General features: G+C 53.4%; 20 protein-coding genes and 4 tRNA genes. 7 read left to right on the top strand and 17 right to left on the bottom strand.

The window, feature by feature from the left end; all coding sequences use genetic code 11:
* The first annotated feature begins 190 nt into the window (after window positions 1–190).
* Together F7R27_RS13060 and F7R27_RS13055 are read left to right on the top strand one after the other, a co-directional pair.
* A complete protein-coding gene (locus F7R27_RS13060; protein WP_151704697.1) occupies window positions 191–520 on the top strand; it encodes a helix-turn-helix transcriptional regulator in 330 nt (109 codons plus the stop codon).
* On the top strand, window positions 514–1830 hold the full coding sequence (locus F7R27_RS13055; protein WP_151704696.1) for a type II toxin-antitoxin system HipA family toxin: 1317 nt from the start codon (window positions 514–516) through the stop codon (window positions 1828–1830). The genes F7R27_RS13060 and F7R27_RS13055 overlap by 7 nt, the downstream gene beginning before the upstream one ends.
* A 100-nt stretch (window positions 1831–1930) precedes the next feature.
* Here the strand turns inward: F7R27_RS13055 and F7R27_RS13050 are convergent, their stop codons facing one another.
* The 5 genes from F7R27_RS13050 to ylqF all read right to left on the bottom strand — a co-directional run bounded on the left by F7R27_RS13050 (window position 1931) and on the right by ylqF (window position 5458).
* On the bottom strand, window positions 1931–2332 hold the full coding sequence (locus tag F7R27_RS13050; protein ID WP_206060504.1) for a glutathione S-transferase family protein: 402 nt from the start codon (window positions 2330–2332) through the stop codon (window positions 1931–1933).
* A 58-nt stretch (window positions 2333–2390) separates the two neighbouring features.
* A complete protein-coding gene (locus tag F7R27_RS13045; RefSeq protein ID WP_240776372.1) occupies window positions 2391–2870 on the bottom strand; it encodes a pyridoxamine 5'-phosphate oxidase family protein in 480 nt (159 codons plus the stop codon).
* Window positions 2871–2964: 94 nt separating this feature from the next.
* The gene (locus tag F7R27_RS13040; protein WP_151704695.1) at window positions 2965–4140 is read right to left on the bottom strand and encodes a BaiN/RdsA family NAD(P)/FAD-dependent oxidoreductase; all 1176 of its coding nucleotides are present in this window, start codon (window positions 4138–4140) and stop codon (window positions 2965–2967) included.
* An 11-nt stretch (window positions 4141–4151) separates the two neighbouring features.
* Window positions 4152–4550 (bottom strand): hypothetical protein, encoded by a 399-nt coding sequence (locus F7R27_RS13035; protein ID WP_151704694.1) that lies wholly within the window; start codon window positions 4548–4550, stop codon window positions 4152–4154.
* Entirely contained in the window at window positions 4547–5458 is a 912-nt protein-coding gene (ylqF, locus tag F7R27_RS13030) for a ribosome biogenesis GTPase YlqF (protein ID WP_151704693.1), read from the bottom strand. The genes F7R27_RS13035 and ylqF overlap by 4 nt, the downstream gene beginning before the upstream one ends.
* Window positions 5459–5590: 132 nt before the next feature.
* Between ylqF and F7R27_RS13025 the strand changes: the two genes are divergently transcribed.
* Window positions 5591–6811: an EAL and HDOD domain-containing protein gene (locus F7R27_RS13025; protein WP_240776371.1), complete on the top strand. Its 1221-nt coding sequence runs from the start codon at window positions 5591–5593 to the stop codon at window positions 6809–6811.
* Window positions 6812–6892: 81 nt separating this feature from the next.
* Here the strand turns inward: F7R27_RS13025 and clpX are convergent, their stop codons facing one another.
* The 7 genes from clpX to F7R27_RS12990 form a co-directional block, all read right to left on the bottom strand.
* Complete coding sequence (clpX, locus tag F7R27_RS13020) at window positions 6893–8188, bottom strand: ATP-dependent protease ATP-binding subunit ClpX (protein WP_151704691.1); 1296 nt, start codon at window positions 8186–8188, stop codon at window positions 6893–6895.
* A gap of 80 nt (window positions 8189–8268) precedes the next feature.
* Window positions 8269–8907, bottom strand: coding sequence for an ATP-dependent Clp endopeptidase proteolytic subunit ClpP (gene clpP, locus F7R27_RS13015; protein ID WP_151704690.1), 639 nt, complete (start codon window positions 8905–8907; stop codon window positions 8269–8271).
* A gap of 110 nt (window positions 8908–9017) precedes the next feature.
* A complete protein-coding gene (gene tig, locus F7R27_RS13010; RefSeq protein WP_151704689.1) occupies window positions 9018–10358 on the bottom strand; it encodes a trigger factor in 1341 nt (446 codons plus the stop codon).
* A 330-nt stretch (window positions 10359–10688) separates the two neighbouring features.
* A tRNA-His gene (locus tag F7R27_RS13005) sits at window positions 10689–10764 on the bottom strand.
* Window positions 10765–10792: 28 nt separating this feature from the next.
* Window positions 10793–10877 (bottom strand) — tRNA-Leu (locus F7R27_RS13000).
* Between the two features lie 11 nt (window positions 10878–10888).
* Window positions 10889–10964: transfer RNA gene (locus F7R27_RS12995), tRNA-His, on the bottom strand.
* A gap of 33 nt (window positions 10965–10997) precedes the next feature.
* Window positions 10998–11074: transfer RNA gene (locus F7R27_RS12990), tRNA-Arg, on the bottom strand.
* A 271-nt stretch (window positions 11075–11345) separates the two neighbouring features.
* On the opposite strand from F7R27_RS12990, the gene folD reads away from it, so the two are divergent.
* Window positions 11346–12203: a bifunctional methylenetetrahydrofolate dehydrogenase/methenyltetrahydrofolate cyclohydrolase FolD gene (gene folD, locus F7R27_RS12985; RefSeq protein WP_151704688.1), complete on the top strand. Its 858-nt coding sequence runs from the start codon at window positions 11346–11348 to the stop codon at window positions 12201–12203.
* Window positions 12204–12326: 123 nt separating this feature from the next.
* Here the strand turns inward: folD and cysS are convergent, their stop codons facing one another.
* The 3 genes from cysS to F7R27_RS12970 all read right to left on the bottom strand — a co-directional run bounded on the left by cysS (window position 12327) and on the right by F7R27_RS12970 (window position 16418).
* On the bottom strand, window positions 12327–13721 hold the full coding sequence (gene cysS / locus F7R27_RS12980; RefSeq protein WP_151704687.1) for a cysteine--tRNA ligase: 1395 nt from the start codon (window positions 13719–13721) through the stop codon (window positions 12327–12329).
* An 89-nt stretch (window positions 13722–13810) separates the two neighbouring features.
* Window positions 13811–14734, bottom strand: coding sequence for a hypothetical protein (locus F7R27_RS12975; protein ID WP_206060503.1), 924 nt, complete (start codon window positions 14732–14734; stop codon window positions 13811–13813).
* Between the two features lies 1 nt (window position 14735).
* A complete protein-coding gene (locus tag F7R27_RS12970; protein ID WP_151704686.1) occupies window positions 14736–16418 on the bottom strand; it encodes a glutamine--tRNA ligase/YqeY domain fusion protein in 1683 nt (560 codons plus the stop codon).
* A gap of 213 nt (window positions 16419–16631) precedes the next feature.
* On the opposite strand from F7R27_RS12970, the gene F7R27_RS12965 reads away from it, so the two are divergent.
* Complete coding sequence (locus F7R27_RS12965) at window positions 16632–17141, top strand: peptidylprolyl isomerase (RefSeq protein WP_151704685.1); 510 nt, start codon at window positions 16632–16634, stop codon at window positions 17139–17141.
* A gap of 1 nt (window position 17142) precedes the next feature.
* A complete protein-coding gene (locus F7R27_RS12960) occupies window positions 17143–17913 on the top strand; it encodes a UDP-2,3-diacylglucosamine diphosphatase (protein ID WP_151704684.1) in 771 nt (256 codons plus the stop codon).
* 9 nt (window positions 17914–17922) lie between these two features.
* Here F7R27_RS12960 and F7R27_RS12955 read toward each other — a convergent pair whose 3' ends face one another.
* Both F7R27_RS12955 and F7R27_RS12950 read right to left on the bottom strand, forming a co-directional pair.
* Window positions 17923–18537, bottom strand: coding sequence for a MiaE family protein (locus tag F7R27_RS12955; protein ID WP_151704683.1), 615 nt, complete (start codon window positions 18535–18537; stop codon window positions 17923–17925).
* 96 nt (window positions 18538–18633) lie between these two features.
* Window positions 18634–19107, bottom strand: a complete 474-nt coding sequence (locus F7R27_RS12950; protein WP_151704682.1) for a PAS domain-containing protein — start codon at window positions 19105–19107, stop codon at window positions 18634–18636.
* A 419-nt stretch (window positions 19108–19526) separates the two neighbouring features.
* Here F7R27_RS12950 and acnB point away from each other — a divergent pair, with 419 nt between their 5' ends.
* Complete coding sequence (acnB, locus tag F7R27_RS12945) at window positions 19527–22124, top strand: bifunctional aconitate hydratase 2/2-methylisocitrate dehydratase (protein ID WP_151704751.1); 2598 nt, start codon at window positions 19527–19529, stop codon at window positions 22122–22124.
* Window positions 22125–22233 lie beyond the last annotated feature (109 nt).

The raw sequence follows: 22233 nt of genomic DNA, 5'->3' as shown, positions 1-22233 counted from the left end.
TCACATCACACAGCAGCCAACTGATACCAATATTTGATAATATTCCTATTTAAGGACATTAAGCCCAATAAACATATTTAAGTGCAATTTGGGTAACTTTAAAACATGAAACATAATATTACTCGCATTATGTGCTACTATGGTAACTTAAACATCAGTTAATGGTTTAATATCCGATAAAAGGTACGTTATGATAGCCAGCATAAAGTCCCCTGCTGCCATCGCTGAAGAACTGGGCGAGCGGCTTAAACACGCCCGCCTGAACCGAGACCTGACTCAGGTCGAAGTGGCCGAGCGTGCAGGTGTTTCGCGCAAAGTGGTGCTCAATGCCGAGAAAGGCAAAGTCCATCTGGAAGCCTTTGTAGCCATTCTCAGCGCACTGAACCTGACAGATCAGCTCGACAAATTCCTGCCGGTACAAACCATCTCACCCGTTCAGCTGTCAAAACTGCAAGGCAAGGTACGCCAGCGGGCTTCAGGCCAGCGCAAGGCTTCAGATGAGGAGGCACCTGAATGGTAATGCAGGTAATCCGGGTCATCTACAGGGATCTTGAGGCGGGTGCAGTAAGCTTTAACACCGAGACAGGGCTGGGCGCTTTTGAGTACACCTCATCATTTATCGACCAGGGCATTGAGTTATCTCCCCTGAAGATGCCACTGGCCAAGCAGATCTACTCCTTTCCCGAACTTGGCTTTGAAACTTACAAGGGCCTGCCCGGCCTGGTGGCCGACTCCCTACCAGATGACTTCGGCAATGCCGTACTCAATGCCTGGGTCGCCAGTCAGGGCAAACAGCCGCATGAGATCACGCCACTGCAGCGGCTTCAATACACCGGGAAACGCGGCATGGGCGCTCTTGAGTATGCACCCGCAACCCGACTGAAGAACCTGAACGCCTCACACGCCGTTGAGATAGACGCTCTGGTGGAGATCGCTCAGGAGGTGCTGGACAACCGGACAGGCTTTACCATCGAATTGAACAAAGCAGGTCACGAAGACAGAGAAGCGATGATGGCACTGCTGTCGGTCGGCATGAGCGCAGGCGGCGCACGACCCAAAGCGGTACTGGCATTCAATGACGACTTCACCCAGGTGCGATCAGGCCAGAGCAACGTACCCGAAGGCTTCACGCACTACCTGATGAAATTTGACGGTGTCAGCGAACATAGCCGAACCCGAGAAACGTTTGGCGACCCGATGGGGTATGGCGCCATGGAGTATGTGTATCACCTGATGGCCACAGGCTGTGGTATAGAGATGATGCCCTGCCGACTGCTGGATGAAGGCAATCGCCGCCACTTCATCACCCAGCGCTTTGATCGGGTCGGCAACCGGAAGATCCATATCCAGACCCTGAATGGATTGGCCCATGTGGATTACAAAATGCCAGGCAGCTTCTCCTATGCAGAGTTATTCGGTGTCGCACGCGCCCTTAAACTGCCTCCCACCGCAGCAGAGCAACTGTTAAAACGCATGGTATTCAACATCGTTGCACGCAACCATGATGACCACGCCAAAAACTTCGCCTTCATGCTACGCAACGACCAATGGACACTGGCCCCCGCTTACGACCTGGCCTACAGCTACAAACCGGGCAGTCGCTGGGTCAACAGTCACTGGATGACACTTAACGGCAAGCGGGACCACTTCACCCGCAGCGATTTCTACACGCTGGAAAAGATCAGCCCCCTGTTCTCCCGGGAGAAAATCAACCGCGTGCTGGACGAGACCATCAGCCAGGTAGCGCAGTGGCGAACACTGGCAAGGGATCATCAGGTACCTGAATCATTGCTTGATGAGGTTGAAGGTAATCTAAGGCTCTCCTTGTGAGCTGACAGACAAACGGGACATGAGAGGGAGTTGCTTATGTGGAGCCCTAGCCTATGAGGTTACCGCTCTGGATAAGCCGATTCTGTACTGTTTGTTAGGCTCAGCTATGCGGCACATCGAGCAAGCCTAGCGCTTCGTCTGTCGCACTGTGTTCGTATTTGTTGTGAGGCGGCCAGGGCCGGTTGCGCCAATCTGGCTCAAGCGAAAAAGATGATTTACTACGACCTGGTAGCAAAGCGCCATTTCCCGCACCCTTGGCGTAATCGTAGTAAAGCTTGACGATTTCCTCTCTTGTAACCTGCCCTGCAGCGGGGTGCGAGAGGCAAGCATCCCGCCAACTGCGTACACGTGCGTACTGCTCCTCATCAGGCAACTCAAACCCTTCGTAATACTCCAGAAACCAAAAGCGCATGAAGAGCGGCGCGAACACAGTCTCAGCCCACCCAAAATCTTCAAAAAGAAACGGGCCGGCTGGTATCCGTGCATCGGTCAAAATCAGCACAAATCGAGCCATTATATCAAGTGTCGTAAGGAGCCGGGGTGTGATGCAGCAGACTGGGTCAGGCACCTTTATCTCGAGTCACACCATAAGTACGAAGTGCTGACTGGATTTGCGACTCTTCCGTCGTCTCTGAAGGATAAAGTCGGTAGCTAGGCGCAACTATCGGTTCAGCAGCGATAGCGCTTACAACGAATACGCTGTGTATCGGATAGCGATCCCCTGCCATCGTCAACAGTGGAGCGACCCAGTGAGAATACTCGGGCTCTGACCGCTTAACTTCGGTTGCCGTGCCAATAATCTTGAAGCCCTTCTGGACAAAAACATCAACGAAGCTCAGGCATATTTTCTGGTTTACCCTGATATTCCTGGCTGAGCGAGGTGACGCTATGTTTGCAACGACGATATTCTGACTATCCGCAACAGCAAAGACCTCCTTCGGCGATACATTCGGCTGTCCGTTTTCATCAGTCGTCGCTAACCAGCAGAGCACGCTTCGCTCCACGGAGTCACGAATTTCACTAGTGATGATTTCTGGCACTGTATTCTCCTTGGATGCCTGATCTCCGGCTTTATGGCTGTCGTAAATCACTATCCGAAGCTGCCGCCAATGGAGCAGTCAGGGACTGGCAGGGTCAGACATACTGCCCAGCACAATACCCCGATGCCCAGGCCCACTGGAAGTTGTGCCCTCCCAGGTGCCCAGTCACATCGATGCATTCGCCGATGAAATAAAGATGCGGTACTTTATTTGCTTCGAAGGTGCGCGAAGAGATCTCCTGCGTATCGACACCGCCAATAGTCACCTCAGCGGTGCGGTAGCCTTCAGTGCCGGCTGGTTTGACCACCCAGTGATGGAAGTGTCGTGCCACCTGCTGCAGGCGCTCGTTACTGGCGTCACCGATAATGCCTTGAATACCCCAGAGTTCGCACAGCACCTGCGCGGTGCGTTTGCTCATATGGGCAGACAGCAGGGTTTTAAGCTCTGCTTTCGGACGTTCAGTGCGTTGCTGTTTGAGCCATTCGAACAGGTCCATATCCGGCAGCAGGTTGATCACGACCTCGGCACCCGGCTCCCAGTAGGAAGAGATCTGCAGAATGGCGGGGCCGCTCAATCCACGATGCGTGAACAGCATCTCCTCTTTGAAGGACATGCCACCACAACTGACTGTGACCGGTTGTGACACGCCGGCCAGCACCTTGAGCGGCTCCAGCAGCTGTGGCTGCAGTGTGAAAGGTACCAGTGCAGCCCTGCACTCGGTGACGGCCAGGCCAAACTGTCTTGCAAGGTCGTAGGCAAAGCTGGTCGCACCACCATTGGGGATCGACAGGCCACCGGTAGCGATCACCAGCGAGGAGGCTTCGATCTGTCCGGAACTCGTGTTCACAACAAAGCCTTCGCCCTGCTGCGCGACACCATCCACGGTAACGCCGGTCATCACCTCGACACCGGCCCACTCGCACTCGGTCAGCAGTACACGCACGATCTCACGGCTGGATTCGTTGCAGAACAGCTGACCCGGTGTTTTCTCGTGATACTCCACACCATGCCGCTCAACCAGCTCGACAAAATCGGCTGCCTTGTAACGACTCAGCGCGGATTTGCAGAAATGTGCATTATCCGACAGAAAGTTGGCAGGCGAGGTATGCAGATGGGTGAAGTTACTGCGCCCACCACCCGACATCAGGATTTTACGCCCTATCTTGCTGGTGTGCTCAATCACCAGCACAGAGCGCCCCCGATAGCCGGCGGTTGCAGCACACATCAGGCCGGAGGCGCCACCGCCTATGACTACAACATCGAATTTCAACGGGTCACCTGTTACTGCTGCTCAGTGGTATCGTCTTCAACCTGAGCTTCCACAGCTTCAGTAGGCTCCGCTTCAGTAGACATGGCTTCAGTAGAATCGGCCTCAGCTGATGCGGCTTTTTTAGCTTCAGCAGCTTCCTGCTTTTTCTTCTTGGCATTCATTTTGCGAATCTTGTCTGCCAGAGGACCCAGGGCACGGCCGCCACGACGACCTGCCTCGGCATCACGCTCTTCACGTGTTTTCTGTTCCTGCGCTTTCTGGAAAACCGATTTATGCTTCTTGCGCTTGACCAGCGCTTTCAGTTTGCGGCTCTCATAACTGTCTGGATCGGCCAGGCGTTCTTTTTTCTTCGGCGTCTTGTCCAGCACAATCAGGTTGGCGGCGCGGCGCTGTTTTTTAATACGGGTCATTCATCTTTCTCCTGAGCAGAACTGGCAGCTGCTTCTTCTGCTGCGGCCTGTTCAGCTGCAATACGTTTTTGTTCCCACTCAACCACGGTTTCAAAGGTGATACGACCAATCTTGCCCGACCTGAGTTCATTCAAAAGGATATCGGCAGCCTTGAAGTGATCAACATGGCCACCGGGGCGCAGACAGCCTCGCTTTCGCCCTAGCGCATCAAACAGCTCATCAGCGTTATCCGGCAGTCGATCCAGCTTATAGCGCTGCATCAAAATGAGCGGGTATTCATCTATCAGAAACTGGCCGGCATAGCCCGCCACCAGATCCTGTTCAATCGCAGTGTCCTTGATCGCTCCACTGGCAGCCAGGCGGTAGCCGGAGTCTTGATCCTCAATCTTCGGCCAGAGGATACCGGGCGTATCCGACAGCGCCAGACCATTGTGCACACTGTAGCGCTTCTGGTGCCGAGTCACGGCTGGCTCATTACCTACCTTGGCGATACGGCGGCCCAGCAGTGAATTGATCAATGTCGATTTACCGACGTTGGGAATACCCATGATCATCGCCCGAACCGGCCTGCCGGAACGCACTCTTGAAGCAGCAAAGCTCTTGCAGATATCGGGGATCTGCTTGATCAGTTTGAGCTGTGTCTGATCCATCGCAATCGCCTGGATATCCGGCTGGTCATTGAAGTAGTCCAGCCAGTCATCAGTCTTGCCCGGATCTGCCAGATCTTGCTTATTCAGCAGTTTCAGTACAGGCTTGTTACGGCGCAACTGATTGATCAGCGGATTTTCACTGGAATGGGGCAGCCGGGCGTCAAGCACCTCGATCACCAAGTCAATTTCATCCATGACCTCGGCGATCTCTTTGCGAGCCTTGTGCATATGCCCGGGGAACCAGTTGATTCGTGTCATAAAAAACTCAGGTTTATTGCAGGAAGATTTTTCATCAAAAAATAGCGGATGCCAAAATCGGAGAACCATTATACACTTCATTTGAGAGAATGATTCAGCCGGAGAAGCGGAATCGCATCTATGAGTCCATCTATGAGCACCCAAGGACAGCTTTTACTCGCTCGACAGCCGATTTTCGACCGAAATCAGCGTGTCATTGCCTATGAACTGCTCTACCGTTCGGATGAGTTGGAGACGCTGATCCGCAAGGATGGCGATACAGGCCACTCCTCTGCCATGATTATTGAGGCCTACACCAGCATTTCGGACGAGGGCGAAGTGAAGCGTGTACCCGCCCTGCTCAGCCTCTCCTCCCGTGTGATACTCGAAGAGCAGATACCGTCACTACCGAAAAAACAGGTACTGATTGAGGTCAGTATCGCAGATGCTCCCAGAGAAACAGTTGCCAGGGCATTGAAGTCACTGAGTCACAGTGGTTATCGATCGGCCCTGAATCTGGATACTTACAAGACCGAGTACGACCCCCTGATACGCCTGACGGATATCGCCAAGATCAGCGTTCGTGGCCTTGATAAGAATCAGATTCGTCAGATCACGAATCATATCAAGACGCTGAAAACCACCCTGATGGCCGCCGAAATCGACGACTACAATCAGTTGGAGCTGTGTATCGAGTGCGACTTCAAGCTTTTTCAGGGCAATTTCCTGAGTAAACCCAGACTGGTCAAGGGCCAGAAGATCAAGGCCAACCATGTCGCCCTGATGCAACTGATTCAGGAGCTGCAGAAACCGACCGCCTCACCGGAAAAGCTGGAGATGATGATCATCCGTGATCCGGCCCTCACCTATAAACTGCTCAGGGTCGTTAACTCGGCCGCCTATTCCCTGGTACGCAAGGTGGAATCGGTGGCCCAGGCGGTGGTTTTACTGGGTCTGGAACAGATCAAGAAATGGTCCACCCTGATTGCGCTTGACAGCCACAAGGAGAAGCCGGAGGAGCTTACCCGCATCCTGCTGGTGCGCGGGCGCATGTGTGAACTGATCGCGATGGAGATGAAGCTCCCCAACCCTTCCTCCTACCTGATTGCAGGATTGATGTCCGGGATTCATCTGCTGCTGGATATGGAGCAAGAAACCTTGTTGCAACAGGTCCCACTGGGTGATGAGATCATGCTGGGAATCCAGTCCCATGAAGGTGATATTGGCAAGGTACTGAAACAGGTGATGGCATATGAGTCTGGCGACTGGGATAACCTGCCGCCGGACTTTGATGCCGGTCTTTACGAGATTGCTTATCGGGAAAGCCTGAAATGGACCAAGGAGTCGATGCAGGTGATGTATGAGAACACCTGACGGATGCCGGGAAGCTTCCATACAAAACACAAAAGCGGCCTGAGCCGCTTTTAATGGTTGTAGCCGATAGCTCCTGTTTGATCAGTCGTCAGGAACAGCTTTTTTCGCTGCACTCTTGGACTGTCGGTCACTGTTCTCATAGATCAGGATCGGCTCGGAGGTACCTTCGATCACTCCTTCGTCGATCACGACTTTAGAAACATTCTCCATCGACGGCAGCTGATACATGATATCCAGCAGGGTCGCTTCCAGAATGGATCGCAGACCACGCGCACCTGTGCGACGCTCAAGCGCCTTGTGCGCAATGCTCAGTAATGCTTCTTCACGGAAATCCACTTCAGCACCTTCCATCTCGAACAGCGCGGCATACTGCTTGGTCAGGCTGTTCTTCGGTGCGGTCAGTATCTCGATCAGTGCGGCTTCGTCCAGCTCGGAGAGTGTTGCAATCATCGGCAGACGACCGACAAACTCCGGAATCAGACCAAACTTGACCAGATCCTCCGCTTCGACATCATGCAGGATCTCAGTGTTACGACTCTCATCCTTGCTCTTGACGATAGCGTTGAAGCCGATAGAACTCTTTTCGCTACGGTCACGGATGATCTTCTCAAGGCCCGAGAAGGCACCGCCACAGATAAACAGAATGTTGGAAGTATCGACCTGCAGGAACTCCTGCTGTGGATGCTTACGGCCACCCTGAGGCGGTACAGAGGCTACTGTACCCTCAATCAGTTTCAGCAGCGCCTGCTGAACACCCTCACCCGATACATCGCGAGTGATGGAGGGGTTATCTGATTTGCGCGAAATCTTGTCGATCTCGTCAATATAGACAATACCCAGCTGAGCTTTTTCGACATCATAGTCACACTTCTGCAGCAGCTTCTGGATGATGTTCTCGACATCTTCACCCACATAGCCCGCTTCCGTCAGCGTGGTGGCATCGGCAATCGTAAAGGGTACATTCAGCAGTCTGGCCAGTGTCTGGGCCAACAGCGTCTTACCACTGCCGGTTGGGCCGATCAGCAGAATATTACTCTTGCTCAGTTCTATGTCGTTGCCCTTTCTTTCCTGAAAGCGCAAACGCTTGTAGTGGTTGTAAACAGCAACCGCAAGTACCTTCTTGGCCCGCTCCTGACCGATGACATAGTCATCCAGAGTGGACTTGATCTCAGCGGGAGTCGGCAACTGCTCGCCCGACTCGCTTGCTGCAGAATCCTGGATCTCTTCCCGAATAATATCGTTACAGAGATCAACACATTCATCGCAGATAAAGACTGATGGTCCGGCAATCAGCTTGCGTACTTCATCCTGGCTCTTGCCACAGAATGAGCAGTACAGCTTGCCTGCATCATCTTTACCAGTGATCTGATCCGACATCGTGTTACCTCAAAAACCTGTTCGTTTTAGGCCAGTGTTGGTTAACACAGGCCTCCCCGCCAGGGAAAGTTCTTTCACTTTTACCCAACAACAGCGCGTTTGTCGAGTACCTGATCGATCAGACCGTACTCCAGAGCCGCCTGAGGGTTCATGAAATTATCACGTTCCGTATCACGCTCGATCACTTCAATCGGCTGGCCGGTATGCTCTGCCAGTATCCGATTCAGCTTGGCTCTGATCGACAGAATCTCACGCGTGTGGATCTCGATGTCAGTCGCCTGACCCTGATAACCACCCAGCGGCTGATGAATCATCACGCGTGCATTCGGCAGCGCAAAGCGCTTGCCCTTGGCACCACCAGACAGCAGGAAAGCGCCCATGCTGGCCGCCTGACCAATACACATGGTGCTGACATTGGGCTGAATGAACTGCATGGTGTCATAGATTGCCATGCCTGCAGTCACAGATCCGCCCGGTGAATTGATATAAAGATGAATATCCTTTTCCGGGTTTTCTGCTTCCAGGAACAACAACTGAGCAACAATCAGGTTGGCCATATGGTCTTCGACCTGGCCGACCAGAAAAATCACACGCTCTTTGAGCAGGCGTGAATAGATATCGTAAGCACGTTCACCGCGCGCGCTCTGCTCGACTACCATCGGCACCAGGCCACCCGCATTGGTAATTTCACTGGAACGTCTGGTAAGGAAATCCGACATGCATTTTGCTCCTAAGCCTGTAAAGCGAAAAAACGACAGTCAGCACCGGCCAACTGTCGCTTTATAAAATATCTCTACCTGAGATAGCAAATCAAAGGTTTTATGAACCTTTACGCTGAAGCGCTTTCTTCTGCTTCAGCAGGCGCCTGCTGAGCCGGCTTGATTGCATCCTGGTAGCTGACCTGTTTATCAGTGACCTTGGCTGAAGATACCAGCAACTCGATAACCTGATCTTCCAGCACCAGGCTCTGAATCTGGCTCAGTACCTGATTATTGCTGTAGTACCAGTCAATCACTTCCTGAGGATTCTGGTAGGTTTCGGCCATTTCAGTAATGGTGGCACGAACCTGTTCTTCATCAGGTTTGATATCGTTGGCACGGATCAGTTCCTGAACCAGCAGACCGACAGTTACACGACGCTTGGCCTGATCTGTGAACATCTCTTTCGGCAGAGTGTTCGGGTCGATCTTGGAATCAGGACCACCAAACTGCTGAACAGCCTGACGACGCAGGTTATCGATTTCTGAATCGATCAATGACTGTGGTACGTCAATCTGATTCAGTTCGATCAGTTTGCCGAATACTTTATCCTTCAGCTTACCTTTAAGAGCCTGCTTCAGTTCACGCTGCATGTTCTTGCGAACTTCAGTGCGGAAACCTTCAACTGTCTGATCTTCGATACCGAAACGTGAGAAGAACTCTTCGTTCAGTTCTGGCAGCTCCTGAGCGGAAACGCTCTGCACTTTGACCTTGAACAGTGCAGGCTTGCCTTTCAGGTTTTCAGCATGGTATTCAGCCGGGAAAGTCACGTTCACTTCCAGCTCATCACCTGCAGACGCGCCAGTGATGCCCGCCTCAAAACCCGGGATCATGGTGTTGGAACCCAGTACCAGGTCCATGCCTTCGGCCTTGCCGCCTTCAAACGCTTCACCATCGATAAAGCCTTCGAAATCGATCTTGACCTGATCGCCTTCTGCAGAGGCGCGCTCTACTACAGCCCAGCTACCCTGCTGCTTACGCAGTGTATCGATCATTTCATCCAGATCAGCGTCGGTAACCTCAGCGCTGAGTTTTTCGATTTCAGCCTGAGAGAAATCAGCCAGAGCTATCTCCGGATATACTTCGAAGGTCGCTACATATTTGAAATCCTGACCCTCTTCGTCATTGCGGAAGTCGATGGATGGGCCACCGGCAGGCTTCAGCTTCTCCTGCTCAACCGCTTCATAGAAAGTTTCCTGCACTACACGGCTGATCACATCCTGACGGATCGCCTTGCCAAACATGCGCTTGATGACTGTGACAGGGACTTTACCGGGGCGGAAACCATCCAACCGACGAGTACGTGCCTGCTGCTGAGCCTGCCTGTCTACATCCTGGTCGATGCGCTCAGCAGGAACGGTGACAGTGATCTGGCGCTCAAGACCGGAAGTCGTTTCAACAGAAACTTGCATGAAGATCCTCACAAATAGATTGCAGCATAAGTTTGCGACCTGCATCCCGAACGTTTCCACCCTCTGCTTCCACCTTTTGTGCATTATCCTGCACAGGAAGCTAGAGAACTGAAGCTCGGTCTACAAAGCCTGAATTCTAAAGGGCAAAATTTTCCGCGAATAGGATGCATTAGTCAAGTTAGAGAGGTGTAAAACCTGCATTCATGGACATATTAGTCCGCAAAGTACTCAAACAGGGTATGGATAGGAGAAAAACCGAGATGTAACGGTTATCAGTATCAAAAATTGAGCTGAACAGAAAGTATTGAGAACCCCTGACGAAAAGGGGAATGGGGTGGACGATGGGGCTTGAACCCACGACCGCCGGAATCACAATCCGGAGCTCTGCCAACTGAGCTACGCCCACCACAGCGTATTTAACAATCGTCTAACAATGGTGCGGAAGGAGAGACTCGAACTCTCACGCCTTGCGGCACTGGAACCTAAATCCAGCGTGTATACCAATTTCACCACTTCCGCGTTGATCAGAATGGGGTGGACGATGGGGCTTGAACCCACGACCGCCGGAATCACAATCCGGAGCTCTGCCAACTGAGCTACGCCCACCATTGTCTCTGATCTTGCCGAATATAAAGCTACTGGCGCGCCCGGCAGGACTCGAACCTGCGACCTACGGCTTAGAAGGCCGTTGCTCTATCCGGTTGAGCTACGAGCGCTCATTACTTTACTCCTCACTAGACTTTGCCGTTGGCTCAGCTCAGCGAAGAGGTGCGTATCCTAAGGGAGCAGGCATGGCTCGTCAAGACTCCTGCACCATTTTTTAATAAAAACAACTATCAACCAGCAAAAACACTTTGCAAGTGATTAAGAAGTGTACAGCATCAGTCGAGATTCACAACTGCAGGAGCCGACATGCTTGGCCGGAAGAGCCTATCCATGCGAAAATACTGCCTTTGAAAATTCTCTCCCAAGGATCAGCATCCAACAATGAGCGCAAACATCATCGATGGTAAAGAGATTGCCAGGCAGGTTCGTCAGACGGTTAAAGCCGCTATTGCCACACGAGTGGAACAGGGCAAACGCAGACCTTCTCTGGCTGTCGTTCTTGTGGGCCAGGACCCCGCTTCCCAGATCTATGTTCACCACAAAAAGGAAGCCTGCAGGGAGGTTGGCATAGAGTCAAAAGCTTATGATCTGCCAGCCTCAACCAGTCAGGAAGACCTGATCCAGTTGATCAAGTCCCTGAACGAAGACTCAACCGTTGATGGCATCCTGGTTCAACTCCCCCTCCCCCCCGATTTTGACAGCTCAGCCATTCTCGAAGAGATCAGACCCGATAAGGATGTGGATGGTTTCCATGCCTTCAACCTGGGCCGCCTGGTACAGCGCATGCCGGTTCTGCGCCCCTGCACACCCAAAGGCATCATGACTCTGCTGAAATACAGCGATCTTGATGCCCGTGGCAAAGAGGCGGTGATTGTCGGTGCATCCAACATTGTCGGCCGCCCGATGATGCTTGAAATGCTCCTGGCCGGCAGCACGACCACTATCTGCCACCGCTTCACTCAGAACCTGGCCGAACATGTCGCACGCGCAGATATCCTTGTAGTCGGCGTCGGCAAACCAGGACTGGTCAAGGGCGAATGGATCAAGCCGGGCGCTGTTGTGATTGATGTCGGGATCAACCGCCTGGAAGATGGCACTCTGGTAGGTGATGTGGATTTTGAAACAGCCGCCGAACGGGCAGGCTGGATAACCCCCGTACCCGGTGGTGTCGGCCCGATGACGGTGGCAAGCCTGATGGAAAACACCCTGGAAGCCGCCGAACGCTTTCACGACAAGTAAACATGAATCGCTGGCAATCGCTCCTGCATTGCCAGCATACTGCACATCCCTGTACAGAAAAGGCCGGACTTTCTAACATCCGGCCTTGTTCAGATCAGCTGTTGACCAGCACTCAGCGTGCTATCAACCCTCGCGATACCAACTGGTTCCCTCGCGACTATCCTTGAGAATTATCCCTTGCGCCGCCAGCTCGTCCCGGATACGGTCTGATTCGGCGTAATCCTTGTTACGCTTGGCTTCTATACGCTGCTGAATCATCGCCTCGATGGCATCGTGACTCAGGCCATCCGCACGCTCTTCCCCTTTCAGGAACTGATCAGGGTCCTGTTGCAGCAAGCCCACCACACCAGCCAGACGCTTCAACTCAGCAGCCAGTTTTGAGGCAAGCACAGGATCACTGCGCTTGGCGGTATTCAGCTCATTCACCAACTCAAACAGCACTGCAAGTGCCTTGGGTGTGTTGAAGTCGTCATCCATTGCCTCACAGAAACGAACCTCATACTCACTGCCGGCCCACTGCTGGGTTTGATCAATGATATTGATCCCCTGCAGCGCCTGATAAAAGCGCTCCAGCGCACTGCGCGCCTCCTTGAGACTGTCTTCAGAGTAGTCAATGTAGCTGCGATAGTGCGCGCTGGTGAGGAAGTAACGCACGACCTCCGAGTTGTACTTTTCCAGCACATCACGAATGGTGAAGAAGTTATTCAATGATTTGGACATCTTCTCCTGATTCACACGCACGGCACCGGCATGCATCCAGTAATTGGCGTAGGTACAGCCATTGGCCGCTTCTGACTGAGCGATCTCGTTTTCATGGTGCGGGAAAGGCAGATCCGGGCCACCACCATGAATATCAAGCGTATGGCCGATGCAGGACTTGGACATGGCCGAGCATTCGATATGCCAGCCGGGACGCCCCTCACCCCAGGGAGAAGCCCAGCTGACTTCACCCGGCTTGGCTGCTTTCCAGAGTACGAAGTCCAGAGGACTCTCCTTCGCCTCTTCCACCTCGACTCGCGAACCGGAGCGCAGCTCATCGACATTCTGATTACTCAGACGACCATAGGTCTCGAACTTCTCGACCCGATAATAGATATCGCCATTGCTCGCCAGATAAGCGAAATCCTTATCCATCAGAGTACCGATGAACTCAATGATGTTATCCATATGCCCCGTCACACGTGGCTCATGATCAGGACGCAGCACCAGCAGGCACGTCTCATCCTCATGCATCGCTGCGATCATGCGCTCGGTCAGCGCATCAACGCTTTCACCATTTTCGGCCGCTCGGCGAATGATCTTGTCATCCACGTCTGTGATATTGCGAACATAGTTGACATCCCAGCCCCGCCAGCGCAGATAGCGCGTGATCACATCGAACGCAACCATGACCCGCGCATGACCGATATGACAGTAGTCATACACGGTGACCCCACACACATAGATGCCGATCTTACCCGGCTGGAGTGGCTCAAAAGGTGTCTTGGTCCGTGCTAACGTGCTGTATATCTGCAACATAATGTCCCGTGTGTCTTGGCAGAGATGAAAAAATTCGATGCCGCCTTTCACAGCATCGACCTTGAAAAAAGCGATTATAGCAAAATCATTCAGCGCTCAGGTAATGGCTCGACTCGAGGCTGGTCCATGCGGATGATCCCCAGTTGCGTGTCACCCAGGATGCTGCGCTCGCGAGTCAACAGCAGGTCGCCCTGCTGCCAGAGCACCGCCTCCCACTGCCCGGGTGGCTCGACTACATGATACTGAGCCACTTCCCAGTCAAAAGCTCCCTCATTGACCGGCACAGTCCAGACAAACGCACGACTGCTGAAGCGCCTTACCGTATACCCCAGCAATACGAGCATGCCTGTCTCGGCATCATAGTCTGCCGCGGTGATCAGCCCATGTACAGGATAGCGCCCCTGGCTGACCAGTTCCTGATCGGGCTTTTTCGGGTCCAGGATATAGTGGCGGGTATGTGTGTCGGCCCAGTTCTTGGTAAAGATCCAGATCTTGCCATCCACAACGGTCGCGGCTTCGCAGTCATTATCATGATCATGCAGCCTGACCACCCGCTCGGCATCGGCAAAGCGGAAATTGATACGCGTAGCTGGCACACTGGCGCCATCCGGTGCAGCATCGAGATCCTGCCAGCGCACGCTGTAAAGCTGCAACCAGTCACGATTACCTCTGTTATTGCCGCAATCGAGGATATGCAGATGCGTCTCATCCTGCGCCAGCGCTTCCCAGTCAACATTGATGGCACCCAGTGGGCGAATACGGCGATCTATCTCTCGACCATCTTCCGACAGGCGATAAAGTAATGGCCGGTTACCGCTGTCATTGATAGTCCAGAGGCGACCATGCCGCTCTGCCAGCCCAGAGGTTTCCATCACCTCCTCAGGCAGCAGCGCAATACGTTCCACCTCGAGAATACGCGACATCGCATCCGCCTGAGCAGGCGGAATGATCGGATCGCTACTGCATGCAGTCAGCAGCAGTAGCAACCCCAGCAGCCAACTTCGTGCTGTCAAATCAGCTACCCGCCTGGATCTTGGCCCAGGAATCGCGCAGGGTGACAGTACGATTGAAGATAAGCTTGTCAGCAGTGGAATCCTTGTCGACGCTGAAATAACCCATGCGCTCGAACTGGAAACGGCTTTCGGCCGCTGCCCCTTCAAGACCTGGCTCGACACGCGCATCGCTCAGCACAACAAGAGATTCAGGGTTGATGAAGCTCTGGAAGTCCTGCTCCTTGTCACCATCCGGATTGGCTTCAGTAAAGAGCCGATCATAGAGTCGCACCTCGCAGGGCACGGAGCGGTCGGAGTTTACCCAGTGAATAACACCATTGGCCTTATAGCCCTCGGGGTTTGCACCCTTGGTGGCCGGGTCATAGGTGCATTTCAGCTCAATAATCTGCCCGCTAGCATCCTTGATCACCTCTTCGCAGCGGATCACATAGCAGCCACGCAGGCGCACGGCATCGCCGGTAGCCAGCCGCTTCCACTTACGTGGTGCAACCTCTTCAAAATCCTCCTGTTCGATCAGCAGATTACGACCGAAAGAGACTCTGCGGCTGCCCATGGACTCATCCTTGGGGTGCGCCGGCAGATCGAACCACTCCTCTTCACCTTCCGGGAAGTTGGTGATTGTGACCTTCAATGGGCGTGTGACGCACATGGCGCGTGGCGCACTGGCATCCAGATCCTCACGAATGGCGGACTCCAGCATCGCCATATCAACAATACCATTAGAGCGGGTGACACCGATCATCTCGCAGAAGTTGCGGATGGATGCAGGCGTGTAACCACGACGACGCAGACCGGAGATGGTCGGCATGCGTGGATCATCCCACCCCTGCACAAACCCCTCCTCCACCAGCGCTTTCAGCTTGCGCTTACTGGTGACGGTGTAGTTGAGGTTGAGTCGTGCAAATTCATACTGCTTCGGCACGGCTGGCACCGGCAGATTTTCGATCAGCCACTCATACAGCGGACGATGATCTTCAAACTCCAGAGTGCAGATTGAATGGGTAACCCCTTCGATCGCATCCGACTGGCCATGAGCAAAGTCGTATGAGGGATAGATGCACCATTTATCGCCAGACTGGTGGTGATGCGCATGACGGATACGATAGATCACCGGGTCACGCATATTCATATTGGGCGATGCCATATCAATCCTGGCACGCAATGCGGCAGCACCTTCGGACAGTTCGCCGTTCTTCATCTTTTCGAACAGCGCCAGATTCTCCTCGACACTGCGATCGCGATACGGACTGTTACGACCAGGCTCCGTCAGAGTGCCACGATACTCGCGCATCTCATGTGCACTGAGATCATCGACGTAAGCCTTGCCCTCACGGATCAGATGCAGTGCGTAATCGTACAACTGATCAAAATAGCTGGAGGTGTAGCAGATATCACCCGCCCATTCAAACCCTAGCCAACGCACATCCTCGACGATGGAGTCGATATATTCCTGACTCTCTTTTTCAGGATTGGTATCGTCAAAACGCAGGTTACACTGGCCACCATATTTCTGCGCCGTTCCGAAATTCAGGCAGATGGATTTGGCATGACCAATATGCAGATAACCGTTTGGCTCCGGCGGAAAACGGGTAACGACCTTCCCGCCATTCACATTATTGCGGATATCCTGCTCAATGATCTGATGAATGAAATTTGTCGGTTTAGCGCTTTCCGTTTTGGTCATAGTGGCAACTTGTCGAGACTGAACATCATGGCGCTCCCGACCGGGAGCACCCCCTGAAAACTGATCGGCTATTATAAACTGACTTAACCCGACAAAGCACGGCTTCGCCTCGCTGCACGGCAGTGAGTTTCATCCCAGACCATCAAAGCGGGTGCAGCGACATCATACTTGAGTATAATATCCCCCTAAACAAAACTATCAGGAAAGCCCCCAATGATCATTTTGCACACTAATTTCGGCGATATCACTCTTGAACTCAACCATGAGAAAGCCCCTGTTACTGCTGCAAATTTCGAGCAGTATGTCAAAGATGGTTTCTATGATGGCGTTATCTTTCATCGCGTGATTGACGGCTTCATGATTCAGGGCGGTGGCTTTGAACCCGGCATGGCCTCCAAGAAGACACGTGATTCAATAGAGAACGAAGCAGACAACGGCCTGACCAACAGCGCCGGCACAATTGCGATGGCACGCACCATGGACCCACACTCGGCATCTGCCCAGTTTTTCATCAACGTGTCGGATAACACCTTCCTGAACCACACCGCCAAGACTCCGGATGGCTGGGGCTACGCCGTTTTCGGCAAAGTCGTTGACGGCATGGATGTTATCAATAAAATCAAGAAGGTAAAAACCACTTCTCGCGCAGGACATCAGGATGTCCCGGCTGAAGATGTGATTATCGAAAGCGCAGAAATCGTTGCAGAAGCTGCCAGCGAATAAGATGCGGCAGCTTTTCATATCCGATCTGCACCTGCAGCCTGAGCGGCCCGACATCACCACAGGACTGCTCTGGTTCCTTGAACATATTGCTCCCGGCAGCGATGAACTTTATCTGCTGGGCGATATTTTCGAATACTGGATAGGTGACGACGCGCCCCTGCCCGGGCTTGAACAGGTATTCGCCGGTCTGAAAAAAGTGAGTGCAGATGGCACTCGCCTCTATTTTCAGCACGGTAACCGCGACTTCCTGGTTGGCAACGCGTTTACTGATGCAATCGGTGCCGAACTACTGCCTGAGGCATATCTCATTGATGCAGCAGATGGCATAAAGAGCCTGCTGATGCATGGTGATCAACTCTGTACGGATGATGTCGAGTATCAGGCGTTTCGCAAGATGGTACGCCACCCAGCCTGGCAACAGACTGTACTGAGCAAGACAGTTGAGCAGCGCATTGCAATGGCACAGCGCCTGCGCAGCGAGAGCCAGATGCAGGGTAGCCAGAAGGCTGATGAGATCATGGATGTCAATACTGATGCCGTGCTTGAGACCCTGCGTTCACACGATGTCGGACGGCTGATTCATGGCCATACCCACCGCCCTGCCATCCATCAACTGGATCAGGGCAAGGCGCCGGCACAACGCATTGTGCTCGGCGACTGGAACAAGCAGGGATGGTATATCGAGATCACCGAGAGTGGACTGGATCTGCGCAGCTTCTCACTGAGCAGCAGCATGAACCCGATCAACTCGAACCCGATCAGCAGGCACTAGATCCCGCCCTTACTGCAGAACAGGCGGCCCGCTGTGAAAACGGAATTCACTGTCTGGCCGCTCTATTAATGAACGCTCAACCTCTGCAAAAAATGCAATGCGCTCATCAATCGGCTCGCCGGCATACTCACGCGCCAGAGTCAGATAGTCCTGATAATGACGCGCCTCGGACTTCAGCAGCGAACGATAGAATTTAGCCAGCTCATCATCCAGGTGCGGCGCCAGACAGGCAAAACGCTCACAGGAACGCGCCTCTATATAGGCACCGATGATCAGCAGATCGGTCAAGCGCCCCGGCTCGGAAGTCCTGACATGCTCACGCATCCCACCGGCATAGCGCGCCGAACTGAGATAGATATACTCGACATCACGCGCCTTCATCAACTCCAGCACCTGCTCGAAATGGATCAACTCCTCGCGCGCCAGACGTGACATTTTGTTCAGCAAATCCGTGCGTTCTACATAGCGAAACATCAAGGACATGGCAGTCGATGCCGCTTTTTTCTCACAGTGTGCGTGATCGATCAGCAGAATCGACTGATTCTCCTCCTTCAATGCCGCCTGCACCCAGGCATCAGGGGTAGGACAGGGCAAAAAGGCGTTAATCTCTTCTAGTGGGGTCATGCTGTCTCCTGGCCGATGCCATTTCGCACCTGGCTATTACTACGCGTAATCGAATGCGCGCGCATTATAGGCGATCCGGGATAGCATCAAAAGCGCTCAACTGACAGCAGCATCTCGGTACTGCTGATAAAGCACCTCATACTCACGCACCTTATCTCTGGACGGGCGCTTGCGAACCGAAGTATAGCCCTTGAGCTCACCATCGCGAATATTCGGCATGACTGTCGCCTTGACCCAGTAGTAACGCCCATCCTTGCGCAGGTTTTTCAGGTACCCCAGCCAGTTCCGGCCCTGCAGCAGAGTTTGCCACATCTCGGCAAACACCTCCTTCGGCATATCCGGATGCCGCAGAATCGCATGAGTAGACCCCATCAACTCCTCTCGGTCATACCCCGACATCTCGACAAAAGTATGGTTGGCGTGGGTTATGATCCCTTCAGGATCGGTGCGTGACACTATCAACCGCCCCTCAGGCCAGGCAACCTCCTGATCCACCACCCAGACCTCTCGCTGCGTGCCATCGAAATGCTGCAGTCGGACCCATCTACCTTCCAACGTTTCTGTTTCCATCCTCTTCAGCTCTGCAACAGGCACAAAATAACCCTCATCCATCATGATGTTAAATCGATCACGAGATCTCTTTACTGTGACCCATTAAAATGATTAGTAATTGAATTCATTACGCTATTGCAGCAAATTCAGTCGAAAAAAGCATTGATACGTATCAATTTTCGGCACTTTTTCTGCAATTATCCGGTACTTAACCCTCCTTTCTTGACCCAAAGTATAAGCTCAAGATTGTCGACAATACTTAACTTTACGGGCCTCTTGAGCTAGAATTCATCCGCCAATCACCACTAGGGGGCTGTCCGAGAATAGACTGACCTATTGCGGTCACCATTCTCGGACAGCCTCCTGGATACACATTCCAGGCGTCGTCGGTGACATTAGATCCGGCGTATGCTGTGACAACAGATGAGGGCTATATTGTGCTTGAAGCATATCGCAAACATGTCGAAGAACGCGCCGCTGAAGGCGTACCTCCCAAGCCTCTGGACCCAGAGCAAACGGCAGCACTGATTGAACTCCTGCAGAACCCACCCGCAGGTGAAGAAGCGTTTTTGCTTGATCTGTTGACTGAACGCGTACCAGCCGGTGTTGACCAGGCTGCTTATGTCAAAGCAGGCTTTCTGGCCGCCATCACCAAGGGCGAAGCCAGCTCACCACTGGTCAACAAGACCAAAGCCGTTGAGCTGCTCGGCACCATGCTGGGGGGATACAACATTCACCCGCTGGTTGACTGCCTGGATGACAACGAACTGGCACCAGTTGCTGCCAAGGCGCTCTCCACTACCCTGCTGATGTTTGATGCCTTCCACGATGTGAAGGACAAAATGGATGCCGGTAACCCGCATGCAAAACAGGTCATCGAGTCCTGGGCTGCCGGTGAGTGGTTCACCAACAAGCCTGCCGTCGCTGAAAAAATCACTGTTACCGTCTTCAAGGTACCGGGCGAAACCAACACCGACGACCTGTCACCAGCACCTGATGCCTGGTCACGCCCGGACATCCCTCTGCATGCAAATGCAATGCTGAAGATGGAGCGTGAAGGTATCGAGCCGGTCAACCCAGGTACAACCGGACCGCTGAAGCAGATCGAAGAAGTTAAAGCCAAAGGCTTCCCTGTTGCCTATGTCGGCGATGTGGTGGGTACCGGTTCTTCACGCAAGTCTGCCACCAACTCCGTACTCTGGTTCTTCGGTGATGACATCCCGAACGTGCCGAACAAGCGCGCTGGTGGCTACTGCTTCGGCAGCAAGATCGCTCCGATCTTCTACAACACCATGGAAGATGCCGGCGCACTGCCCATCGAAATGGATGTGTCCAAAATGAATATGGGCGATGTCATTGATGTCTACCCCTATGAAGGTGTTGCGAAAAACCACGAAACCGGTGAAGAGCTCTGCCGCTTTGAACTGAAAACCCAGGTTCTGCTTGATGAAGTACGTGCCGGTGGCCGTATTCCATTGATCATCGGCCGAGGTCTGACTGACAAGGCACGTGAAGCTCTGAAGCTGCCATCTGCTGACCTGTTCCGCGTACCTGAGCAGCCAGCCGATACCGGCAAAGGCTTCACCCTGGCGCAGAAGATGGTCGGCAAGGCATGTGGCCTCGAAGGTGTTCGCCCAGGCATGTACTGCGAACCCAAGATGACCACAGTCGGCTCTCAGGACACCACTGGCCCGATGACCCGTGACGAGCTGAAAGATCTGGCGTGTCTGGGCTTCTCTGCGGATCTGGTGATGCAGTCCTTCTGCCACACCGCCGCTTATCCCAAGCCGGTTGACGTCAACACACACCACACACTGCCAGACTTCATCATGAACCGCGGCGGCGTCTCTCTGCGCCCTGGTGATGGTGTTATCCACTCCTGGCTGAACCGCATGCTGCTGCCTGATACTGTCGGCACCGGTGGCGACTCCCACACCCGTTTCCCGCTGGGTATCTCCTTCCCTGCCGGCTCCGGTCTGGTCGCTTTCGCTGCAGCTACCGGCGTCATGCCACTGGATATGCCTGAGTCTGTTCTGGTTCGCTTCAAGGGCAAGCGCAACCCTGGCATCACCCTGCGTGATCTGGTTCATGCGATCCCTTACTACGCGATTCAGGAAGGTCACCTGACCGTTGCGAAATCCGGCAAGAAGAACATTTTCTCCGGTCGCATCCTGGAGATCGAAGGCCTTGAAGAGCTGACTGTCGAACAGGCGTTCGAGCTGTCTGACGCCTCTGCAGAGCGCTCTGCTGCCGGCTGCACCATCACCCTGTCTGAAGATTCGGTCGCAGAATACCTGCGCTCCAACATCGTCATGCTGAAGTGGATGCTGGCCGAAGGCTATGGCGATGTCCGTACCATTGAGCGTCGCATCAAGGGCATGGAAGAGTGGCTGGCGAATCCGCAGCTGATGCGTGCCGATAAGGATGCCGAGTACACAACCGTCATCGAAATCGACATGTCAGAGATCAATGAACCGATCCTGTGTGCGCCTAACGACCCTGACGATGCCCGCAAGCTGTCTGACGTTTCTGGCGACACCATCGATGAAGTGTTCATCGGTTCGTGCATGACCAACATCGGTCATTTCCGCGCGGCTGGTAAACTGCTGGAAGCCAGTGGCAAGACCATTCCGACGCGCATGTGGATCGCGCCACCAACCAAGATGGATGCCGCTCAATTGACAGAAGAGGGCTACTACAGCATCTTCGGTCGTGCCGGTGCGCGTCTTGAGATGCCGGGCTGTTCATTGTGCATGGGTAACCAGGCACGTGTTGCGGCGAAGTCTACGGTTGTGTCCACCTCAACCCGTAACTTCCCGAACCGTCTGGGTGATGGCGCTAACGTCTACCTGGCCTCAGCCGAACTGGCTGCCGTTGCCGCACTGATGGGCAAGCTGCCAACCGTTGCCGAGTACCAGGAGTACGCCAGCAAGATCGACAGCATGGCCGGTGAAGTCTATCGCTATCTGAACTTTGATCAGATGGATAGCTACATCAGCAAGGCATCCTCTGTCATTCCGACAGCAACTGTCTGAGAGATGAGCGTGTGATCTGACTGGATCACACTTCCCCATAAGCCCTGCACGGTAACGTGCGGGGCTTATCCGTTTAATAGCGACTGAATCGCCAGAATCAATAGCGAAC

Origin of the sequence: Nitrincola alkalilacustris, assembly GCF_008973755.1 — a bacterium.
GTDB lineage: Bacteria > Pseudomonadota > Gammaproteobacteria > Pseudomonadales > Balneatricaceae > Nitrincola > Nitrincola alkalilacustris.
The sequence above is the reverse complement of the archived record's forward strand: the minus strand, read 5'-3'. Positions and strand labels throughout refer to the sequence as shown.

Coding starts and splice junctions, on each gene's coding strand:
- clpX (WP_151704691.1), bottom strand. CDS start 8,188: ATGTCGGATCAGATCACTGGTAAAGATGATGCAGGCAAGCTGTACTGC.
- F7R27_RS13060 (WP_151704697.1), top strand. CDS start 191: ATGATAGCCAGCATAAAGTCCCCTGCTGCCATCGCTGAAGAACTGGGC.
- F7R27_RS12950 (WP_151704682.1), bottom strand. CDS start 19,107: ATGGAAACAGAAACGTTGGAAGGTAGATGGGTCCGACTGCAGCATTTC.
- F7R27_RS13025 (WP_240776371.1), top strand. CDS start 5,591: ATGAGCACCCAAGGACAGCTTTTACTCGCTCGACAGCCGATTTTCGAC.
- F7R27_RS12960 (WP_151704684.1), top strand. CDS start 17,143: ATGCGGCAGCTTTTCATATCCGATCTGCACCTGCAGCCTGAGCGGCCC.
- tig (WP_151704689.1), bottom strand. CDS start 10,358: ATGCAAGTTTCTGTTGAAACGACTTCCGGTCTTGAGCGCCAGATCACT.
- F7R27_RS12965 (WP_151704685.1), top strand. CDS start 16,632: ATGATCATTTTGCACACTAATTTCGGCGATATCACTCTTGAACTCAAC.
- folD (WP_151704688.1), top strand. CDS start 11,346: ATGAGCGCAAACATCATCGATGGTAAAGAGATTGCCAGGCAGGTTCGT.
- F7R27_RS13035 (WP_151704694.1), bottom strand. CDS start 4,550: ATGACCCGTATTAAAAAACAGCGCCGCGCCGCCAACCTGATTGTGCTG.
- cysS (WP_151704687.1), bottom strand. CDS start 13,721: ATGTTGCAGATATACAGCACGTTAGCACGGACCAAGACACCTTTTGAG.
- F7R27_RS13055 (WP_151704696.1), top strand. CDS start 514: ATGGTAATGCAGGTAATCCGGGTCATCTACAGGGATCTTGAGGCGGGT.
- F7R27_RS12955 (WP_151704683.1), bottom strand. CDS start 18,537: ATGACCCCACTAGAAGAGATTAACGCCTTTTTGCCCTGTCCTACCCCT.
- clpP (WP_151704690.1), bottom strand. CDS start 8,907: ATGTCGGATTTCCTTACCAGACGTTCCAGTGAAATTACCAATGCGGGT.
- ylqF (WP_151704693.1), bottom strand. CDS start 5,458: ATGACACGAATCAACTGGTTCCCCGGGCATATGCACAAGGCTCGCAAA.
- F7R27_RS12970 (WP_151704686.1), bottom strand. CDS start 16,418: ATGACCAAAACGGAAAGCGCTAAACCGACAAATTTCATTCATCAGATC.